The 18,013-nt window shown below is 67.0% G+C and carries 16 protein-coding genes; 4 read left to right on the forward strand and 12 right to left on the reverse strand.

The genetic code is table 11. The features are described from left to right. Nucleotides 1-5 precede the first annotated feature (5 nt). From aroKB to AC3XQU_RS11975, 7 genes are all read right to left on the reverse strand, one after another. A complete protein-coding gene (gene aroKB, locus AC3XQU_RS11945; RefSeq protein WP_489874438.1) occupies nucleotides 6-1,619 on the reverse strand; it encodes a bifunctional shikimate kinase/3-dehydroquinate synthase AroKB in 1,614 nt (537 codons plus the stop codon). 125 nt (nucleotides 1,620-1,744) lie between these two features. Next, the gene (locus AC3XQU_RS11950; protein WP_489874386.1) at nucleotides 1,745-3,709 is read right to left on the reverse strand and encodes an Ig-like domain-containing protein; all 1,965 of its coding nucleotides are present in this window, start codon (nucleotides 3,707-3,709) and stop codon (nucleotides 1,745-1,747) included. A gap of 41 nt (nucleotides 3,710-3,750) precedes the next feature. Next, a complete protein-coding gene (locus AC3XQU_RS11955; RefSeq protein ID WP_489874387.1) occupies nucleotides 3,751-5,925 on the reverse strand; it encodes a type IV pilus secretin PilQ in 2,175 nt (724 codons plus the stop codon). After that, nucleotides 5,922-6,464, reverse strand: coding sequence for a pilus assembly protein PilP (locus tag AC3XQU_RS11960; protein WP_489874388.1), 543 nt, complete (start codon nucleotides 6,462-6,464; stop codon nucleotides 5,922-5,924). Before AC3XQU_RS11960 ends, AC3XQU_RS11955 begins: the two co-directional genes overlap by 4 nt. Further along, complete coding sequence (locus AC3XQU_RS11965; protein ID WP_489874389.1) at nucleotides 6,461-7,174, reverse strand: type IV pilus inner membrane component PilO; 714 nt, start codon at nucleotides 7,172-7,174, stop codon at nucleotides 6,461-6,463. The genes AC3XQU_RS11960 and AC3XQU_RS11965 overlap by 4 nt, the downstream gene beginning before the upstream one ends. Next, entirely contained in the window at nucleotides 7,171-7,821 is a 651-nt protein-coding gene (locus AC3XQU_RS11970) for a PilN domain-containing protein (protein ID WP_489874390.1), read from the reverse strand. Before AC3XQU_RS11970 ends, AC3XQU_RS11965 begins: the two co-directional genes overlap by 4 nt. Next, nucleotides 7,821-8,885 carry a pilus assembly protein PilM gene (locus AC3XQU_RS11975; protein ID WP_489874391.1) on the reverse strand — a complete coding sequence of 355 codons (1,065 nt, stop codon included), beginning with the start codon at nucleotides 8,883-8,885 and terminating at the stop codon, nucleotides 7,821-7,823. Before AC3XQU_RS11975 ends, AC3XQU_RS11970 begins: the two co-directional genes overlap by 1 nt. Before the next feature lie 356 nt (nucleotides 8,886-9,241). Between AC3XQU_RS11975 and AC3XQU_RS11980 the strand changes: the two genes are divergently transcribed. After that, nucleotides 9,242-11,575 carry a penicillin-binding protein 1A gene (locus AC3XQU_RS11980; RefSeq protein ID WP_489874392.1) on the forward strand — a complete coding sequence of 778 codons (2,334 nt, stop codon included), beginning with the start codon at nucleotides 9,242-9,244 and terminating at the stop codon, nucleotides 11,573-11,575. A 132-nt stretch (nucleotides 11,576-11,707) separates the two neighbouring features. Here AC3XQU_RS11980 and cyaY read toward each other — a convergent pair whose 3' ends face one another. Further along, entirely contained in the window at nucleotides 11,708-12,037 is a 330-nt protein-coding gene (gene cyaY / locus AC3XQU_RS11985; protein ID WP_489874393.1) for an iron donor protein CyaY, read from the reverse strand. A gap of 41 nt (nucleotides 12,038-12,078) precedes the next feature. Between cyaY and lptM the strand changes: the two genes are divergently transcribed. Together lptM and lysA are read left to right on the forward strand one after the other, a co-directional pair. Then, nucleotides 12,079-12,261 (forward strand): LPS translocon maturation chaperone LptM, encoded by a 183-nt coding sequence (gene lptM, locus AC3XQU_RS11990; RefSeq protein ID WP_489874394.1) that lies wholly within the window; start codon nucleotides 12,079-12,081, stop codon nucleotides 12,259-12,261. Nucleotides 12,262-12,269: 8 nt separating this feature from the next. Further along, nucleotides 12,270-13,547: a diaminopimelate decarboxylase gene (lysA, locus tag AC3XQU_RS11995; RefSeq protein WP_489874395.1), complete on the forward strand. Its 1,278-nt coding sequence runs from the start codon at nucleotides 12,270-12,272 to the stop codon at nucleotides 13,545-13,547. 42 nt (nucleotides 13,548-13,589) lie between these two features. Here lysA and msrQ read toward each other — a convergent pair whose 3' ends face one another. The 4 genes from msrQ to AC3XQU_RS12015 form a co-directional block, all read right to left on the reverse strand. After that, nucleotides 13,590-14,213 (reverse strand): protein-methionine-sulfoxide reductase heme-binding subunit MsrQ, encoded by a 624-nt coding sequence (gene msrQ, locus AC3XQU_RS12000; RefSeq protein ID WP_489874396.1) that lies wholly within the window; start codon nucleotides 14,211-14,213, stop codon nucleotides 13,590-13,592. A 3-nt stretch (nucleotides 14,214-14,216) separates the two neighbouring features. Next, a complete protein-coding gene (gene msrP / locus AC3XQU_RS12005; protein WP_489874397.1) occupies nucleotides 14,217-15,188 on the reverse strand; it encodes a protein-methionine-sulfoxide reductase catalytic subunit MsrP in 972 nt (323 codons plus the stop codon). 128 nt (nucleotides 15,189-15,316) lie between these two features. Beyond that, complete coding sequence (locus AC3XQU_RS12010; protein WP_489874398.1) at nucleotides 15,317-16,687, reverse strand: heavy metal sensor histidine kinase; 1,371 nt, start codon at nucleotides 16,685-16,687, stop codon at nucleotides 15,317-15,319. After that, entirely contained in the window at nucleotides 16,684-17,370 is a 687-nt protein-coding gene (locus AC3XQU_RS12015) for a heavy metal response regulator transcription factor (RefSeq protein ID WP_489874399.1), read from the reverse strand. Before AC3XQU_RS12015 ends, AC3XQU_RS12010 begins: the two co-directional genes overlap by 4 nt. Nucleotides 17,371-17,514: 144 nt before the next feature. On the opposite strand from AC3XQU_RS12015, the gene AC3XQU_RS12020 reads away from it, so the two are divergent. Continuing rightward, on the forward strand, nucleotides 17,515-18,012 hold the full coding sequence (locus AC3XQU_RS12020) for a GlcG/HbpS family heme-binding protein (RefSeq protein ID WP_489874400.1): 498 nt from the start codon (nucleotides 17,515-17,517) through the stop codon (nucleotides 18,010-18,012). Nucleotide 18,013: the final 1 nt, after the last annotated feature.

The following is an 18,013-nucleotide window of genomic DNA, read 5'->3' on the forward strand; positions in this document are numbered from 1 at the left end:
GCCGGTCACTCCACGCAGGCGGCCAGCGTGGCGCGCAACACTTCCGGCGGCACCGTCGTGATCGACGGCGCGCCCAGGGGCTTGAGCAGGATGAACTTGATCGCCCCGCCCTCGTTCTTCTTGTCCACTGCCATCAGCTCGATCCAGCGTTCCTGGCCGAGGTCCGGCGCCTTCGCCGGCAGGCCGGCCGCCAGCACCAGCGCGCGCACGCGCTCGACGGTGGCCGCATCGACCAGGCCCATGCGCGCCGACAGGTCAGCCGCCATCACCATGCCGCAGCCGACCGCTTCGCCGTGCAGCCAGTTGCCGTAGCCCAGGCCCGATTCGATCGCATGCCCGAAGGTGTGGCCGAAATTGAGCACGGCGCGCAGGCCGCCCTCGCGTTCGTCCTTGCGTACCACTTCGGCCTTGATCTCGCAGGAACGCGCGATCGCAAGGGCCATCGCCGCCGGTTCGCGCGCCACGAGCCTGGCGATGTTCTGCTCGATCCACTCGAAATAGGCGGCGTCCAGGATGGCGCCATGCTTGATCACTTCGGCCAGGCCCGCCGACAGTTCGCGCGCCGGCAGCGTGTCGAGGGTGGCGGTGTCGGCGATCACGGCGCGCGGCTGGTAGAAGGCGCCGATCATGTTCTTGCCCAGCGGGTGGTTGATGCCGGTCTTGCCGCCCACCGAGGAATCGACCTGCGACAGCAGCGTGGTCGGCACCTGCACGAAGGGCACGCCGCGCATGTAGCTGGATGCGGCAAAGCCGGTCAGGTCGCCGATCACGCCGCCGCCCAGCGCCACCAGGGTGGTCTTGCGGTCGCAGCGCTTGGCCAGCAGCGCGTCGTACACCAGGTTGAGCGACTGCCAGGTCTTGTGCTCTTCGCCGTCGGGCAGCACGATCTCGACCACGTCGCGGCCCGCGGCGCGCAGGGCGCCGGCGACTTTCGCCAGGTAGAGCGGCGCGACGACGGTATTGGTGACGATGGCAACCTTGCCGCTGTCGATATGACGGGTGAGCAGCGCAGCGTCGCCGAGCAGGTCGCGGCCGATGGCGATCGGGTAGCTGCGCTCGCCCAGCTCGACATTGAGGGTGGTGGTGGTTGCCTGTTGGCTCATCGGATTGCTTGCCAGCGCCTGCGCGCGTCCGGTGTCGAGCGCGGCCAGCTGGTCCAGTATGGTTTGTACCATCGATTGTACGTTAGGTCGGCCGGTGTCGATGACGAGGTCCGCGATCTCGCGGTAGAGCGGGTCGCGGATGGCCAGCAGTTCTTCCAGCTTGGCGCGCGGGTCGGCGGTCTGCAGCAGCGGGCGGTTCTTGTCGTGCGAGGTGCGCTGCAGGATGCTGCCGATCGCGGCGCGCAGGTAGATCACGGTGCCGCGCTCGGCCAGCAGCGCGCGGCTGGCCGGGTCGAGCACGGCGCCGCCGCCGGTGGCCAGCACCAGGTTGTCCTGCTTGGTCAGGTCGCGGATCATGTCCGCTTCGCGCCGGCGAAAGCTCGGCTCGCCCTCGATCTCGAAGATCCACGGCACCGAGGCGCCGGTGCGCGCTTCGATTTCGTGGTCCGAATCGATGAAGCGCTTGCCGAGCTTGCGCGCGAGCTGGCGCCCGATGGTGGTCTTGCCCGCCCCCATCAGGCCAACGAGGAAGATATTGTTGTTCTTGGGATGAGGCACTGCCGGGTCCGCAGAAATAAAAAAAGACGGCCAGTATAGACTGGCCGCCTCTCTTTGCGTCAATCCTTCGATGGCTCAGGCCATCATGGGCAGCTGAAGGTCACCCGGAACGGATACGAGCTGACGCTGCCGCGCGGGCTGGTAACCGTGACGTCGAAGGTCGCCACGCTGCCGGCCGTGCAGGGCTTGGCGCCGACGCTGGTGATCGTGAAGCGGTGGGTCGATCCCTGGTTGCCGCTGACCGTGTTGCCGGTCGGGTCGTCGGCGCCGCCCGGCCCATTGTGCGGGAAGATGTTCGGCACGACCGCCGGCACCACGCCCACCACGGTGCCGTTGGCGATGCCGGTCACGGCCACGGTCGAGCCGGCCGGAAGCGGGTTCAGGTTCAGGTCGTTGATCTGCAGCGTGAACACCAGCGGCTCGTCGGCCGGCACCGGGCCGATGGCGTAGGGAACGGCGCTGTCTTTCACCAGCTTGGTCACGCCGTTGAAGAAGACGTTGTCGGCAAAGCCGCCGCTGAAGAACACCGACGCCTTGGCAAACTGCGTGACCGCGCCGTCGGTCGTGCTGGCGCAGATCGTGGCCAGGCCCGCGCGGGTAGCGTCGGGCGTCGAACCCGGGCCGGTATTGCAGGGGGTGGCCGGGATGTTCGGCAGCGGGTTGCGCGGGTTCTGGGTGCGGAAGTCGACCGAGCAGCCGCCGTTGAGCGTATTGCAGCCGCCCTTGTTCGACGAGCCGATCGCGCCCATGTTGGTCTGGAACACCACCGGCGTGCCGTCGGCGACCGGATTGCCGAACTGGTCGGCCAGCAGGATGTTGAACATCGCCGCCGGCGTCACCGGGCCGCTGTCGAAGCTCCAGCCTTCCAGGTTAGCCTGGGTCACGCTCAGCGAAACCGAACGCTGCACCGGCAGGCCGGTGGTCACGACGATCGAGTCCGAAGTGGTCGAGATGTTCGGGCGGTTCGCGGTGGCGGTTTGCGGCAGGGTCGCCTGGACGCGGAAGGTGGTCGGGATGCTGCGCGAGTTGACCGTGGTGATGACTTCGCCGTTCTGGTCGGTGGTGTCGGTGGCCTTGTTCAGGGTCACGGCGTCGGCCGGAGACACGCTGAAGTCGACGCGCTGGCCCACCAGCGGACGGTCGAAGATGTCGAACACGCGGAAGCGCAGGGTCGCGGTCTCGGTGCGGTTGATGCCGCCCTGGCCCTGGATCACGATCGATTTATCGTTCGGCAGCGCCGAGACGAACTGCACCGACGCCGCGGCCGGCGGGGCGATCTGCAGGGTCGCCGACGCCGGCGTGGCCACGCCGGTGGCCGAGGCCGTGATCACGTCGTTGTTGCCGCAACCCTGGTCGCGGTAGACGACTTTCGCGGTGCCGTTGTTGGTGGCGGCGGTATCGGCCAGCGTGGCCTTGCCGGCCGTGGCGCAGGCCGAGCTGAATTTCACCGGCACCTGCCCCGTGTAGAGCGCGCCGTTGGCCAGCACGTCGAGCGAGATCTCGGTCGAGCCATAGGCCGCGATGCTCGCCGGCGCCAGGCGCAGGGCGCTAAAGGTCAGCGCGGTGGCGCCGACCGAATAATTGGCTTCGCCGGTGACGGTGGCGCCGCTGATCGAGGTCGTCGCCGTCACCTTGCCTGCGCCGCCCGCGGCCAGGCTGGCCGCGCGCATCGTCACGACAGCGACGCCGCTGGCGTCGCTCAGGCTGGTGCCGGCGGTCGGCGAGAACACCGCCAGCGCCGGGTCGGTGGCAAACGACACCAGCACGTTCGGCAGCGGCTGGCCGGCCGGGTTGCGCACCAGGGCGCGCACCGTCAGCGGCGCGGCGCCGGTCAGGGTATTGCTGGCCTGGCCGCTGCCGTTGACGAAGCTCAGGCTCATCGTCGGCGCCGCCGGGGTGACGGTGCCGCCGGTGCCGCCGGTGCCGGTGCCGGTGCCGCCGCCGGTGGTGGCGCCGGGATTGCCGCCGCCGCCGCCGCAGGCAGCCAGCACCGCGGCCAGCATCAGTGCGGCGCTGCCCTTGAGGTAGTTCGATCGCAGGATTGTCATGTCGGTTCTTGTTGTTCGTTGTTCGGTTCGGGAATGCCGGCTCAGCGCGCGGCGGCGGCGTCGGTCACGATCTTCGGCGTGATGAACACCAGCAGTTCGGTCTTGGCGCTTTCGCGGCCCTTGGTCTTGAACAGGTAGCCGAGCACCGGGACGTCGCCCAGCAGCGGCACCTTGGTTTCGTTATTGCGTTCGGTCTGCTGGTAGATGCCGCCCAGGACCACCGTGCCGCCGTTCTCGACCATGACCTTGGTCTTGACGTGCTGGGTGTTGATCGCGAAGCCGGCGCGGGTTTCCTCGCCCTTCGAGTCCTTGTTGACGTCCACTTCAAGCACGACGTTGCCGTCCGGGGTGATCTGCGGGGTCACTTCCAGGCGCAGGTTGGCCTTCTTGAAGGTGATCGAGGTCGCGCCGCTGCTGGTGGCCACCTGGTAAGGCAGTTCGATACCCTGCTCGATCACGGCCAGTTGCTTGTCTTCGGTGACCACGCGCGGGCTGGAGATGATCTTGCCCTTGCCGTCGGCTTCCAGCGCCGACAGTTCCAGGTTCAGGAAGCGGTTGGCGGCCGAGGAGAACAGGCTGAAGGCCAGCGAGGACGGCGCGATGCCGCCGATCGCCGCGGCCGGCAGGTTCACCAGGCTCATGTTGTTGAAGCTGTCTGCGCTGTTGGCGACCTGGCCGGTGGCCTGGCCGACGCCCGTCAGGTTGCCGGCGATGGCGAGGCGCTCGTTGCCGCCAACCGACCAGCCGGCGTCGCCGCCGCGGATGCCGCGCATGTCCGAGAAGCCCAGCTTGGCGCCGAGGTTGCGCGAGAAGCCGTCGTTGGCTTCCACCAGGCGCGCTTCGATCAGCACCTGCTTGGAAGCGACGTCGGTCTTCTGGATGAGCTTGCGGATGTCCTCGATCTTGGACGCCACGTCGGTGACGAACAGCTGGTTGGTGCGCGGATCGATGACGGCGCTGCCGCGCTTGGACAGCACGCGGTTCTTGCTGTCGGCCGATGCGCCGCCGGCCGCATCCAGGCCGAACACGGTGCGGAAGGCGTCGACCTTCTGGTAGTTCAGCTGGAAGATCTCGGAGCGCAGCGGCTCGAGGTCGGCGATCTGGGCGCGCTGCTCGAGCTCGAGCTTTTCCTTGGTCAGCAGTTCTTCGCGCGGCGCGATCCACAGCACGTTGCCGTTCTTGCGCATGTCCAGGCCCTTGGCCTGCAGGACCACGTCCAGCGCCTGGTCCCAGGGCACGTTATTCAATTGCAGGGTCAGGTTGCCGGTCACGGAATCGCTGGCGATGATGTTCAGGCCCGAGATGTCGGCGATCGCCTGCAGCGCGGCGCGTACTTCCACGTTCGCGAACTTGAACGAGATCTTCTCGCCGCGGTAGCCGGTGCTGCCCTGGGCCAGCTTGTTCGGGTCTTCCTTGATCGGACGCACGTCCACCACCAGCTGGGTGTCGCTCTGGTAGACCGACTGTTCCCACACGCCTTGGGCGTCGATGGTCATGCGGACATTCTGGCCCTGCACGGCGGTCGTGATGCGCGACACCGGGGTGCCGAAATCGCTCACGTCCAGGCGGCGGCGCAGGGTTTCCGGCAGGCCGGTCTTGGCGAAGTCGACCAGGATCTGGTTGCCGACCTGGCGCACGTCGACGCCGACCTGGCCATGCGGCAGGTCGACCACGACCCGGCCTTCGCCGTTGGCGCCGCGGCGGAAGTCGAGGTCGCGCAGCAGCTGTTTGCCGCTTGGGGCGGCAGGCGCGGGCGCCGCGACCGGCAGGCCGGAAGCGTTCACGGCCTGGGCCACGCCGCCCGAGCCTTCGACGGTGACGATCACCGACTTGCCGTCGATGGCGGTGGCGTAGTTCAGCGGACGCGCCAGGTTCAGCACCATGCGGGTGCGCTCGCCGGCCTGCACCAGGTTCAGGCCGCGCACGTCGCCGAGGTTGATGTCCTGCGAAGCCTTGCCGGTGGCGTTGGCGGTGGCGCCGAAATCGAGGGCGATGCGGGCCGGGTTGGTGATCGAGAAGCCGATCGGCGCCTTGCTTGGCGCCTCGCGCATGGCGATGTTCAGGACCACGTTGGCGCCCTGCTGGTTGGCTGTGATCGATTCGATCGCATTGCCCTGCGCGGCGGCGGCGCTGGCGCCGAGCGCCAGCAGCATGGCGGCGCTACAGCGCGCCAGCCAGAGCGGGACGGTAATGCGAATGGTGGTGTTTGGGCTCATTTCCCGGTCTCCTTGCTTTCCGCTAACTCGATCGTCGCCTTGCGTTCGATCCAGTCGCCGGTGGCGTCCTGCACAACTTCCCTGATGTCGATCGCGCTGTCGGAAACGCGCGTGACCAACCCGTGATTCTGGCCGATGCGCTGGCCGGCCCTGACCTGGTAAATCTGGGCGTCGATCTGTACCAGCGCAAAGTTCGCGCCGCCTTTTTGCAGCGTGCCCACCATCCGTATCGTGTCGAGCGGGTAGTTCTCGAGCGGCTCGCGCGGACGGTTCGGGTTCGGCTGCATCGGACTGCCGGAGGCCTGGGCCACGCGCGCCATCTCGCCGAGCAGCTTGTCCTGGTTGAAGGGCTCGACCGCGGCGCCGGGATTGTAGGCGTAAGGGACGAACTGCTTCGGTTCCGGCAGGGGTTTGACGGCCGGCACGGTCTCGCGCTCGACCTTCTTCATCCAGTCGCGCACTTCCTTGACGTCGCCGTCGCCGCAACCGGCCAGCACTGCCGCGGCGCACAGGGCGCCGGCTAATCGCAGGCGCATCATTTCTTGCCTCCTTTGGCTGGCTTGGCCTTGTCCTTGCCCTTGCCTTTACCCTTGCCTTTGCCTTTGCCCTTCTTGTCGTCGCGCGCCTTGTTCTGCGCCTCGATTTCTTCCGGATCCAGGTAGCGGAAGGTCTTGGCCACGGCCTCCAGCTGCAGCGCGCCGTCCTTGGACGTGAGCGCCATGTTGTTGAGCGTGACGATGCGCGGCAGGTTGGCCATGTCGGCGGCAAACGCGCCGACGTCGTTGTACTTGCCGCTCACCTTGATGTTGATCGGCAGCTCGGCATAGTAGTCGCGCACCACTTCCTGGCCCGGCTTGAACAGCTCGAACTGCAGGCCGCGGCCGACGCCGGCCTGGTTGATGTCGGACAGCAGGTCCGCCATCTCCGACTTGTTCGGCAGCTGCTTCTCGAGGCGCTCGACGTACTGGTCGACCTGCACCTTCTGCGCCTGCAGCGCCGCCAGGTTGATGGCCTGGGCCATCTTGGTCTTGTATTCGGCGCGCAGCTTGGTTTCTTCCTTGGCGCCCTTCTTCTGCTTCTCGAACTGGCCATCCCAGTAGAAGAAATAGCCAAGGCCGACGACAGCGGCCATCACGCCGGTTGCGCACAGCAGGCGCGGGGCCAGCGGCCACTGGCCGGGCGGGCGCCCCTGCAGGTCCTGGAACTGCGCCGCGAGGCGGGCGCCGAGGTCTTTCAGATCGATATTCATGGTGTGTCCGTTCCGGCCGCCGCGACCTTGCCGGCGGCCTTGGCGCCGGGCTTGACGCCGGGCTTGGCGCCTTCGTCCTCTACCTGCTCGCGCGGACGCTTGATCGCCACGTCCATGCTGAACTCGACGACCTTGCGGCCGGTCTTGCTTTGCGCCAGCGCAGCGACCTTCACCTCGGTCAGGTTGGGCCGCTCGAGCCAGGGCGAGGGGCCGGAGACGTTGCGCAGCAGTTCGGCGACCCGTTCCTGCGACTGGGCGTAACCGGTCAGCGAGACTTTCTGGCCTTCCTGCTTGAACGATTTCAGGTAGACGCCTTCCGGGGTCTGGCGCACCAGTTCGTCCAGCAGGTAGACCGGCTGGTTGCGGTCGCCCTGCAGGTCCTCGACCGCCTGCTGGCGCGCCTTGAGGGCCTCGATCTCTTCCTTGAGGGTGTTGATCTCGCCGATCTTCTTGTCCAGTTCCGCGCTGGCGGTCTTGAGCACCAGGTTGCGCTGGTTCTGGGTGGCGATGCGGCTGGCGTTATAGCCGCCCACCAGCAGCACCACGACGGCGCCGGCGATGCCGCCCAGGGCCAGCAGCGCCACGAAGGCGTTCTGCTTTTGCTTGCGCTTGGCTTCGCGGTGGGGTAACAGGTTAATCCGGATCATCAGCCAAACCTCCGCATGGCAAGGCCGCAAGCGACCAGGTAGGCCGCGCCTTCCTGGCGCAGCTGCTGTTCGCGCACTTGCGGGCCGTGCGACATGCCCTCGAACGGCGCCACGATGCTGCTCGGGATGCGGGTGCGGTTGCCGATCAGGTCGAGCAGTCCCGGCAGCGCGGCGCAGCCGCCGGCCAGGTAGAGCGCATCGATCCGGGTGTAGGGGGTCGAGGTGAAGAAGAACTGGATCGCGCGGGTGATTTCCAGCGCGGCGCTTTCCATGAAGGGGGCCAGCAGCTCGGCGCGGTAGTTCTCGGGCAGGTCGCCGGCGACCTTGCGGTTTTCCGCTTCCTCGAAGGCCATGCCATAGGCGCGCACGATGTCCTGGGTCAGCTGGTTGCCGCCGAAAGGCTGCTCGCGCTCGTAGATGGTCTCGCCGTTCTGCAGCACCGACACGTGGGTGGAGACGGCGCCGATCTGGAACAGCGCGATGATCTGGTCGGGCGCGGCGCCGGCGACCCGCGCCAGCGCGGCGCGCGCCGCATACGATTCGATGTCCATCACGGTGGCGGTAAGGCCCGCTGCTTCGGCGATCGCCACGCGGTCCTCGACCTTCTCGCGGCGCGCGGCGGCCAGCATGACCTCCATGTCTTCGACCGAGGCCGGGGCCTGGCCGATCACGTCGAAATCGAGGCTGACTTCGTCCAGCGCGAAGGGAATGTACTGGCTGGCTTCGGATTCGACCTGTACTTCGAGCTGGTCTTCCGACATGCCGGCCGGCAAGATGATTTTCTTGGTGATGACCGAGGCAGGCGGCATGCCGAGGGCGACATGCTTGGCGCGGGTGCCGCTACGGGTCCAGACGCGGCGCACGGCGTCGGCCACCTGTTCGATGTTTTCGATATTGCCGTCGACGACCGCGCCACGCGGCAGCGGCTCGGCGGCAAAGCGCTCCAGGCGCAGCAGGCCCTTGCCGGCGTCGGCCAGCTCCACCAGGCGGACGCTCGATGTGCTGATGTCGAGCCCGGCCAACGGGGGGCTGGACTTTCCAAACAAGGAAGCGAGATTGATCACGAGCGGAACTCCCTGGTGCCCTTCCCGCTCGACGCGGGATTTGATGTTGAACGCCCGCACGCGGGATTTTATTTCGGTAAACCTGCACCAAATCACATACTTGATGCACATATATGAGGCAGTGCCTGAGATCGTAGCAACAAGGATGCCCTCCGACAAGATATTTCTATGCAGGAACATGCCATTCCGGGGCGCGCGCGCCACACTATGGCGAAGGGTGTTATCACCGCTGCCACGACCGTTTCCTGCTTGATATTGTTAAGGCCGTTCTGTTGAGCTCAATTCCTTGGGCAGGTGAAATGGCTGCCTTATAATGAGGCGCTTAATGAAGCGAAACTAATCAAGCGAAAGCCAGCATGAAAGAGAAACAAGCGTCACCTTCTTCGCCCTCGAAATACAGCCCCAAGCGCCTGGTGCTGATGGCGCTGGCTGCCTTGAGCGGCCTGGCCGTCATCGGCGTGCTGGTGCTGGTATTCGCGCTCGCGATGGCCTACCCGAACCTGCCGGCGCTGGACACCATCACCGACTACCGCCCCAAGATGCCACTGCGCATTTTTACCGCGGATAACGTCCTGATCGGCGAGTTCGGCGAAGAGCGCCGCACGCTGGTGCGTTTCAAGGACATCCCGGACGTCATGAAGAAAGCGGTGCTGTCGATCGAGGACGACCGCTTCTACGAGCACAGCGGCGTGGATTACCTGGGCATCCTGCGCGCGGTGTTCAAGAACGCGACCGGCGGCGCGCGCCAGGGCGCTTCGACCATCACCCAGCAGGTGGCGCGCAACTTCTTCCTGTCCTCCGAACAAACCTTCAAGCGCAAGGCCTACGAGGCGATGCTGGCCTGGAAGATCGAGAAGAACCTCTCCAAGGACCAGATCCTCGAGCTCTACATGAACCAGATCTACCTGGGCCAGCGCGCCTTCGGCTTCCAGTCGGCGGCCCAGATCTATTTCGGCAAGGACCTGCGCGACATCAGCGTGGCCGAAGCCGCGATGCTGGCCGGCCTGCCCAAGGCCCCGTCGGCCTACAACCCGGTGGTCAACCCGACCCGCGCCAAGACCCGCCAGCAGTACATCCTGCAGCGCATGCATTCGCTGGGCTACATCACCGACGCCCAGTTCAACCAGGCCAAGGCCGAGCCGCTCAAGATCAAGTCGGACAGCACGGCCTTCGGCGTGCATGCCGAGTACGTGGCCGAGATGGCGCGCCAGCTGGTGTACGAGCAGTTCAAGGAAGACACCTATACCCGCGGCCTGAACGTGTTCACCACCATCACCAAGGCCGACCAGGACGCGGCCTACCTGGCGGTGCGCCGCGGCGTGATGGAATACGAGCGCCGCCACCCCTACCGCGGTCCCGAGTCGTACATCGAGATCCCGGGAGCAAAGGGCGAAGCCGACGAAGCCATCGAGGCCGAGCTGGCCGAGCACCCGGACAGCGACAACATCGTGGCCGCCATCGTGCTGGCCGCCTCTCCCACCCAGGTGACCGCCACCATCGCCTCGGGCGAGACCATCAAGATGAACGGCGCCGGCCTGTCCTTCGCCAAGTCCTGGCTGTCGGAAAAGGCCGCGCCGAACCGCCGCCTGCGCCGCGGCGCCGTGATCCGCGTGATGCAGGACGACGAGTCGAACTGGATCATCACCCAGATGCCGGAAGTCGAATCGGCGTTTGTCGCGGCCAACACCGACGACGGCGCGATCCGCGCGCTGGTGGGCGGCTTCGACTTCAACCGCAACAAGTTCAACCACGTGACGCAAGCCTGGCGCCAGCCGGGTTCCTCGTTCAAGCCCTTCATCTATTCGGCTTCGCTCGAGCGCGGGCTGTCGCCGGCCACGGTGGTCAACGACGCGCCGATCTCGTTCGATGCCGGCCAGACCGGCGGCCAGGCCTGGGAGCCGAAGAATTACGACAACAAGTACGAAGGCCCGATGACGATGCGGCGCGGCCTGACCCAGTCCAAGAACATGGTCTCGATCCGCATCCTGAACAAGATCGGCGCGCGCTACGGCCAGGAATTCGCGACCCGCTTCGGCTTCGACCCGGACCGCAACCCGGCCTACCTGACCCTGGCGCTGGGCGCGGGCTCGACCACGCCGCTGCAGATGGCCGGCGCCTATGCGGTGTTCGCCAACGGCGGCTACCGCGTCAGCCCCTACATCATCTCGAAGGTAACCGACAGCGCCGGCAAGGTGCTGTCCGAAGCGCGTCCGGAACGCGCCGGCATGGAAGCGAACCGCGTGATCGATGCGCGCAACGCCTTCCTGGTCGACAGCATGCTGCGCGACGTGGTCCGCTACGGCACCGCCACCAAGGCGCTCTCGCTCAAGCGCACCGACCTGGCCGGCAAGACCGGCACCACCAACGATTCGATCGACGCCTGGTTCGCCGGCTACAACCCGAAACTGGTGGGCATCGCCTGGATCGGCTACGACCAGCCGAAGAACCTGGGCAACCGCGAAACCGGCGGCGGCCTGGCCCTGCCGATCTGGATCGGCTACATGGGCAAGGCGCTCAAGGGCGAAGAGAATGTCGAGCGCGAGCTGCCGCCCGGCTTGATCCAGGCGAACGGCGAGTACTACTACGCCGAGAACCCGCCGGGCACCGGGGTGCAGTCGCTCGATGTTGGCGCCCCGCCGGCGCCGGCCGAGCAGAAGGCGCGCGACGCGGTGCGGAACGAGCTGTTCTGATTTTTTGACAGTTGTAAAAAAAATGGCGGCCCCAAAGGCCGCCATTTTTGTTTGAGCTCGCTGCTAGTTGTCGATCCGTCGAGCACCGTAGGGTGGGCAGGTTTCCTGCCCACCCTACAAGCCAACGACGATTCAACCTAATGCCACGGGCGCCCCGCCCTGCTCGGTCACGCATTGCGACAGCGAGGCAAACAACTCGGTGTCGTCGCGCGTGTTGCGCCATTCCTCGCCCACGCGCTTATAGTGGTAGCCGCCCGAGCGCGCCGCCAGCCACATTTCCTGCAGCGGGGCCTGGCTGTTGATGATGATCTTCGAGCCGTTGCGCAGGAATTCGAGTTCGAGCACGTTGCCGCTGCGCTTGCACTCGACGTCCACCACGTCCTCGTCGTTCAGGCGGTCGAGGCATTCCTCGATGTGGTCCAGGGTGCTTTTGGCCAGCGCCAAAAATTCGGATTCGGTCATGCTACACTCCAAAGTCTGCTAATCAAACCTCCATTCTAATCGTGAAGTCCTCGATCGCACTGCTTTGCGGCGCAGCCATGCTGGCCGCCCTCGCCGGCTGTGGCCAGACCGGCCCGCTCTACCTGCCGAACCCGCCCGCCAAGCCTGTCCCCGCCGCTCCTGTCGAGCAGCCGGCCCAACCCGTCTCATCCAACAACGCCTCCGTCCCGGCCCCGACCAAGTAAAGCCACCGATGTCGCATTTCTCGTACCAGAACGGCGTGCTGCACGCCGACGGCGCCGCCTTGAGCGCCATCGCCGACCAATTCGGCACCCCGACCTATGTCTACTCGAAATCCGCGCTGCTGGAGAACTTCGGCGCCTATTTCGACGCTTGCACGGGCCGCGATGCGCTGGTGTGCTATGCGATGAAGGCCAACTCGAACCTGGCCATCCTCGACCTGCTGGCGCGCGAAGGCGCGGGTTTCGACATCGTCTCGGGCGGCGAGCTGCTGCGCGTGATCGCGGCCGGCGGCGACCCCGGCAAGACCATCTTCTCGGGCATCGGCAAGACCGTCGACGAGATGAAGCTGGCGCTGGAACACAACATCCTGTGCTTCAACGTCGAGTCGATCCCCGAGCTGCACCGACTGAACGAAGTCGCCGCAGGCATGGGCAAGCGCGCACCGGTTTCGCTGCGCGTGAACCCGAACGTCGACGCCAAGACCCACCCCTATATCGCCACCGGCCTGAAGGCCAACAAGTTCGGCGTGGCCTTCGACGATGCGCTGGCCACCTACCGGGCGGCAGCCGCGCTGCCGAACCTGGACGTGGTCGGCATCGACTGCCATATCGGTTCGCAGCTGCTGGACGACGCGCCGCTGCTCGAAGCGCTCGACAAGCTGATCGAACTGATCGACCAGCTGGGCAGCGAAGGCATCCACCTGCACCACCTGGACATCGGCGGCGGCCTCGGTGTCGACTACGGCGCGGAGGGCGACAAGCCGCCGGTGCCGGTCGGCCAGTACCTGGCCCGCCTGTTCGCCCGCATCGACGCCTGGCGCGCCGGCCAGCATGGCGGCCGGCCGATCAAGGTGATCTTCGAGCCGGGCCGCTCGATCGTGGCCAATACCGGCGTGCTGCTGACCCGGATCGAATTCCTCAAGCCTGGCGTGGAGAAGAATTTCGCGATTGTCGACGCGGCCATGAACGACCTGATGCGCCCGACGCTGTACCAGGCCTGGATGGGCGTGCAGCCGGTGGCCCCGCGCGAAGGCGACAAGCTGACCTACGACGTGGTGGGTCCGATCTGCGAATCGGGCGACTGGCTGGCGCGCGAGCGCGACCTCGCCGTCGAGCCGGGCGACCTGCTGGCGATCATGACGGCCGGCGCCTACGGCATGACCATGGCCTCGAACTACAACACGCGCGGCCGCGCGGCCGAAGTCATCGTCGATGGCGAGCAGGTCCACCTGATCCGCCAGCGCGAGAATCCGCTCGATTTGTTTGCGCTGGAATCGATGCTCAAGTAAGCCCGGTTCGCCCAAGAAAAAACCCGCCGCCGGCGGGTTTTTTCATGCGCGCGCGGCCTGCGGTTTCTTCGCGTAGGCCCAGTACACCCGCAAGCCCAGCAGCACCGCCACGATCGCACCAAAAATAATCGGCTCCTGGAAGTCGTTCTTGCCCGCCTTCATCCACCAGAAATGCAGGATGGAGAGCGCGCCGATCACATAGATCAGCCGGTGCAGCCATTGCCAGCGCTTGCCCCCCAGGCGCTTGATCATGCCGTTGGTGCTGGTCGCCGCCAGCGGGATCAGGAGCACGAAGGCGATGAAGCCGACCGTGATGAAGGGCCGCTTGAGCACGTCGCCCAGCATCGCGCCCACATCGAAGAAATGGTCGAACCAGAAGAAGCAGGTGAAGTGCGCCAGCGCGTAGAAGAACATGAACAGGCCCAGCATGCGGCGCAGCTTCACCAGCCAGTTCCAGCCGGTGAGGCGGCGCAGCGGCGTCACCGCCAGCACGATGCACAGGAAGTACAGGGCCCAGTCGCCGGTGCCGCGGGTGAGGTATTCGAGCGGCTCGACCGGCACGCCCTGCGCCACCAGATAGGCCATGCGCAGGAAAGGCAGCAGCGCCAGCACGAACACGGCCGCCTTGATGCCCTTGATCTGGGTGGTGGACGGATTGAACGCCATCGGTCAGAAGAATTTTTTCAGGTTCATGTTGGTGTACATCGACGCAACCTGGTCGTAGCCGTTGAACATCAGCGTCTTGCGCTTCTTCTGGAAGAAGCCGTCCTCGCCGATGCGCCGCTCGCTCGCCTGCGACCAGCGCGGGTGGTCCACGGTCGGGTTCACGTTGGAATAAAAACCGTATTCGTTCGGCGCCGAATCGTTCCAGGCGGTGCGCGGCTGGCGGCTCGTCAGGCGGATCTTGACGATCGACTTGGCCGACTTGAAGCCGTACTTCCAGGGCACCACCAGGCGCACCGGCGCGCCGTTCTGGTTCGGCAGCACCTGGCCGTACATGCCCACCGCCAGCAGCGCAAGCGGGTGCATGGCCTCGTCCATGCGCAGGCCCTCGACATACGGCCAGTTCAGCACCGGGCTGCGCAGCCCCGGCATCTGGCGCGGGTCGGCCAGGGTGGTGAATTCCACGTACTTGGCGTTGCCCGTCGGTTCGACCTGCTTGAGCAGGGTGGAGAGCGAATAGCCGACCCAGGGAATCACCATCGACCAGCCTTCGACGCAGCGCAGGCGGTAGACGCGCTCTTCCAGCGGCGCGAGTTTCAGGATGCGGTCGATGTCGAGCGTGATGGGCTTTTTCACCTCGCCCTCGATCGTCACCGTCCAGGGCCGGGTTTTCAGCGTGCCTGCATTTTCGGCCGGGTCGCTCTTGTCGAGACCGAACTCGTAGAAGTTGTTGTAGGTGCTGGCGTCCTTGAACGGGGTCTGCTTTTCCTGCGTGGACAGGGCGGCGTTGGCGGTGGCCGCCAGGCGCTGGCCGGCCGCCTGCGCAAAGGCCTCGCGGTTGGCCATTTCCCAGACCGCGCTGCCGACGGCGGCGGTGGCCGCCATGCGCGCAATGAAGCGGCGGCGGTCTTCGTAGACCTCGCGCGGCGTGATCTCCGATGGGAGGACGAGCTTGTCCTGGCTGGGTTTGATGATCATGCTTGACTCCGGAATCGAGAGAACTTCAGGTTACACCAAACGGCTTAAGTGCACGTTAGCACCCGGCCGCCCGGGACAGGGCCGCGCCCCGGACGCAGGACAAACCCGCGACAGGGCGGCGGCCGCATTCATGTGGCCGGAAAGGCCAGGGTAAAGCGCACTTCGGGGCCTTCGGCCTGCACCCGCGCCGCGCCGCCGTGCAGGCCCATGATGGCGCTGACGATCGACAGTCCCAGCCCGGTCGAGCCCTCGGCGTCGCTGCGCGAAGCGTCGGCGCGGTAGAAGCGCTCGAACAGGCGCGCCAGGTGGGCCGGGGCGATCGGGGCGCCCTGGTTGGTCACGCTCAGCTCCACCGTGTCGCCCTGGCGGCCGGCGGCGAGCGTCACGGCGCTGCCGGCGTCGGCGTGGCGCAGCGCATTCGAGACCAGGTTTGCCAGCGCCTGGCGCAGCAGCGCCGGGTCGGTCGGAAACACCGCGTCCCCGGTGCAGGCCAGGCGCAGGCCGCGCTCCTCGGCCATGCCCTCGAAGAAGCCCGCCACCCGCTCCAGCTCTTCGCGCGCCGCGACGGAACGGCGCGCCAGGATGACTTCTTCCTGGTGGGCGCGCGCCAGGAACAGCATCGAGTCGATCATGCGCGCCAGGCGCTCCAGCTCCTCGATATTGGACACGAGCAGGCTTTCGTACTCGGCCGCGGTGCGCGGGTGGGCCAGCATGACCTGGCTCTGGCCGATCATGTTGGCCACCGGGGTGCGGAATTCGTGGGCCAGGTCGGCGGAGAAGCCCGACAGGCGCGCATAGCCTTCCTCGAGCCGCACGAGCATGGCATTGAAGGCGGCGATGAGTGGCCACAGCTCGGACGGCGCCATCTCGACGCCCAGCCGCTGGGCCAGGGTTCCGGGCCGCACCAGCGCGGCGTGGTCGGCGACCTGGCGCAAGGGACGCAGGCCACGGTGCAGCAGCAGCGCCGCCAATGCCGCCGCGCCCAATGCGCTTACCAAGGACGCAATGACGATGCGCTCGCGGTAGCGCGCGAACATGGCGCTGCGCTCGCCGTAGGCGCGCGCCACCACCACGGTCACCGGCATGGTGCCCAGACGCGCGCTGCCGGCCACCACCCGGCCCGGCGCGCCGCTGCGCGCCGTCCAGGCGACGACGCCGGCGCCCGCGGGCGGGACCGGGTAGCGCTCGGCGCCGGCGTTGATATCGGCCAGCACCCTGCCGCCGGCGCCCACGATGCGCACCAGCGAATTCTCCTGGCCGCTCATGGTGTCGCGAAAAAAATCCGGCTGGGCGCGCACCAGTTCTTCCGCGCCGGGACGGCCGAGCACCACCTGCACCTGGCGCAGCTTGCCCAGCAGCTGGATGTCGTCGCGCCGCTCGATCTCGGCCACGAAGGCGCGGTACAGGTAGGTGCCCAGGCCGGCCGCCGCCAGCGCCACCACCAGCACCAGCACCGTGGCCACGCGCAAGGCCAGCGAATGGCGCAGCGCAGACCTCATGCCGCTTCCCCGGCGTCGCAGACATAGCCCATGCCGCGCCGCGTGTGGATCAGCTTGTGCCGGAAGGGGTCGTCCACCTTGCGCCGCAGGCGCCGCACCGCGGCGTCGATCACGTTGGTGTCGCTGTCGAAGTTCATGTCCCACACTTGCGAAGCGATCAGCGCGCGCGACAGCACCTGTCCCTGGCGCCGCGCCAGCAGGTGCAGCAGCGCGAATTCCTGGGCAGTCAGGGCGATCGTGACCGCCCCTCGGCGCACACGGCGCCGCAGGACGTCGATCTCCAGGTCGGCGATGCGGATCAGCTCATCCTCGCGCACGGGCCCGCGCCGCAGCAGGGTGCGGATGCGCGCCACCAGCTCGACGAAAGCGAAGGGCTTGACCAGGTAGTCGTCGGCGCCGAGCTCCAGGCCGCGCACCCGGTCCTGCACCTCGTCGCGCGCCGTCAGGAACAGCACCGGCAGGCCTTCGGTGGCGGGATCGGCGCGCAGGGCGGCAAGCACCTGCCAGCCGTCCATGCGCGGCAGCATGACGTCGAGCACCACCAGCTCGAGCTCTTGCTCGCGTGCGATCGCCAGCCCATCGCGGCCATTGCGCGCGAGCCGCACGGTGAAGCCCGACTCGGTCAGGCCGCGCTCGAGGTAGTCGCCGGTCTTCGGCTCGTCTTCGATCACCAGGATGGTCATGGCGGGAGGGATAGCAAAGGGAAAAGCCCATTGTATGCCGCCGGGCACGCCGCGAAGATGACGAAACTGTCATCTGGCGGTCATGCGCCTGCAGGGGACCGGATGGGAAGATGGCTGTCATTCCAACACGACAGGCAGGATGCCATGTTCAAGCAAGTCCCTCTTCTTCTCATGCTGGCCGTGCTCGGCGCGCATCCGGCGGCGGCGCAGACGCCGCCCGTGGCCGACCTGACCCTGGCCAGCGCCCAGCGCCTGGCCGGCGCCGCGTTCGAGGCCTGCCGCCAGGACGGCCGCACGGTGTCGGTGGCCGTGGTCGACTGCGGCGGCGCCCTGCTGGTCCTGCTGCGCGACCCGGCGGTCGGCCCGCACAACGGCGAAGCCAGCTGGCGCAAGGCCTATACCGCGCTGTCCACCCGCAAGGCGACCCTGGCGCTGGCGCGCGATGCGCGCGCCGATCCGGACACCGCCAACCTGGCCAACCTGCCCGAATTGCTGCTGCTGGGCGGCGGCGTGCCGCTGCTGGCCAAGGGCGTGCCGGTGGGCGCCGTCGGCGTGGCCGGCGGCGGCGGGCCAACCAAGGACCATGCCTGCGCAGCGGCCGCCATCGCAGCCGTGCCGGGTCTGGACCCGGCCATGCCATGAA

The organism is Telluria sp. AZSoR62 (genome assembly GCF_058111565.1).

Bases quoted from the DNA above. Each gene is read 5' to 3' on its own strand.
- aroKB (WP_489874438.1), bottom strand. From the start codon at position 1,619: ATGGGGGCGGGCAAGACCACCATCGGGCGCCAGCTCGCGCGCAAGCTC.
- msrP (WP_489874397.1), bottom strand. From the start codon at position 15,188: ATGATCATCAAACCCAGCCAGGACAAGCTCGTCCTCCCATCGGAGATC.
- AC3XQU_RS11980 (WP_489874392.1), top strand. From the start codon at position 9,242: ATGAAAGAGAAACAAGCGTCACCTTCTTCGCCCTCGAAATACAGCCCC.
- AC3XQU_RS11950 (WP_489874386.1), bottom strand. From the start codon at position 3,709: ATGACAATCCTGCGATCGAACTACCTCAAGGGCAGCGCCGCACTGATG.
- AC3XQU_RS12015 (WP_489874399.1), bottom strand. From the start codon at position 17,370: ATGACCATCCTGGTGATCGAAGACGAGCCGAAGACCGGCGACTACCTC.
- AC3XQU_RS11955 (WP_489874387.1), bottom strand. From the start codon at position 5,925: ATGAGCCCAAACACCACCATTCGCATTACCGTCCCGCTCTGGCTGGCG.
- cyaY (WP_489874393.1), bottom strand. From the start codon at position 12,037: ATGACCGAATCCGAATTTTTGGCGCTGGCCAAAAGCACCCTGGACCAC.
- msrQ (WP_489874396.1), bottom strand. From the start codon at position 14,213: ATGGCGTTCAATCCGTCCACCACCCAGATCAAGGGCATCAAGGCGGCC.
- AC3XQU_RS11965 (WP_489874389.1), bottom strand. From the start codon at position 7,174: ATGAATATCGATCTGAAAGACCTCGGCGCCCGCCTCGCGGCGCAGTTC.
- AC3XQU_RS11970 (WP_489874390.1), bottom strand. From the start codon at position 7,821: ATGATCCGGATTAACCTGTTACCCCACCGCGAAGCCAAGCGCAAGCAA.
- AC3XQU_RS12020 (WP_489874400.1), top strand. From the start codon at position 17,515: ATGTTCAAGCAAGTCCCTCTTCTTCTCATGCTGGCCGTGCTCGGCGCG.
- lysA (WP_489874395.1), top strand. From the start codon at position 12,270: ATGTCGCATTTCTCGTACCAGAACGGCGTGCTGCACGCCGACGGCGCC.
- AC3XQU_RS12010 (WP_489874398.1), bottom strand. From the start codon at position 16,687: ATGAGGTCTGCGCTGCGCCATTCGCTGGCCTTGCGCGTGGCCACGGTG.
- AC3XQU_RS11960 (WP_489874388.1), bottom strand. From the start codon at position 6,464: ATGATGCGCCTGCGATTAGCCGGCGCCCTGTGCGCCGCGGCAGTGCTG.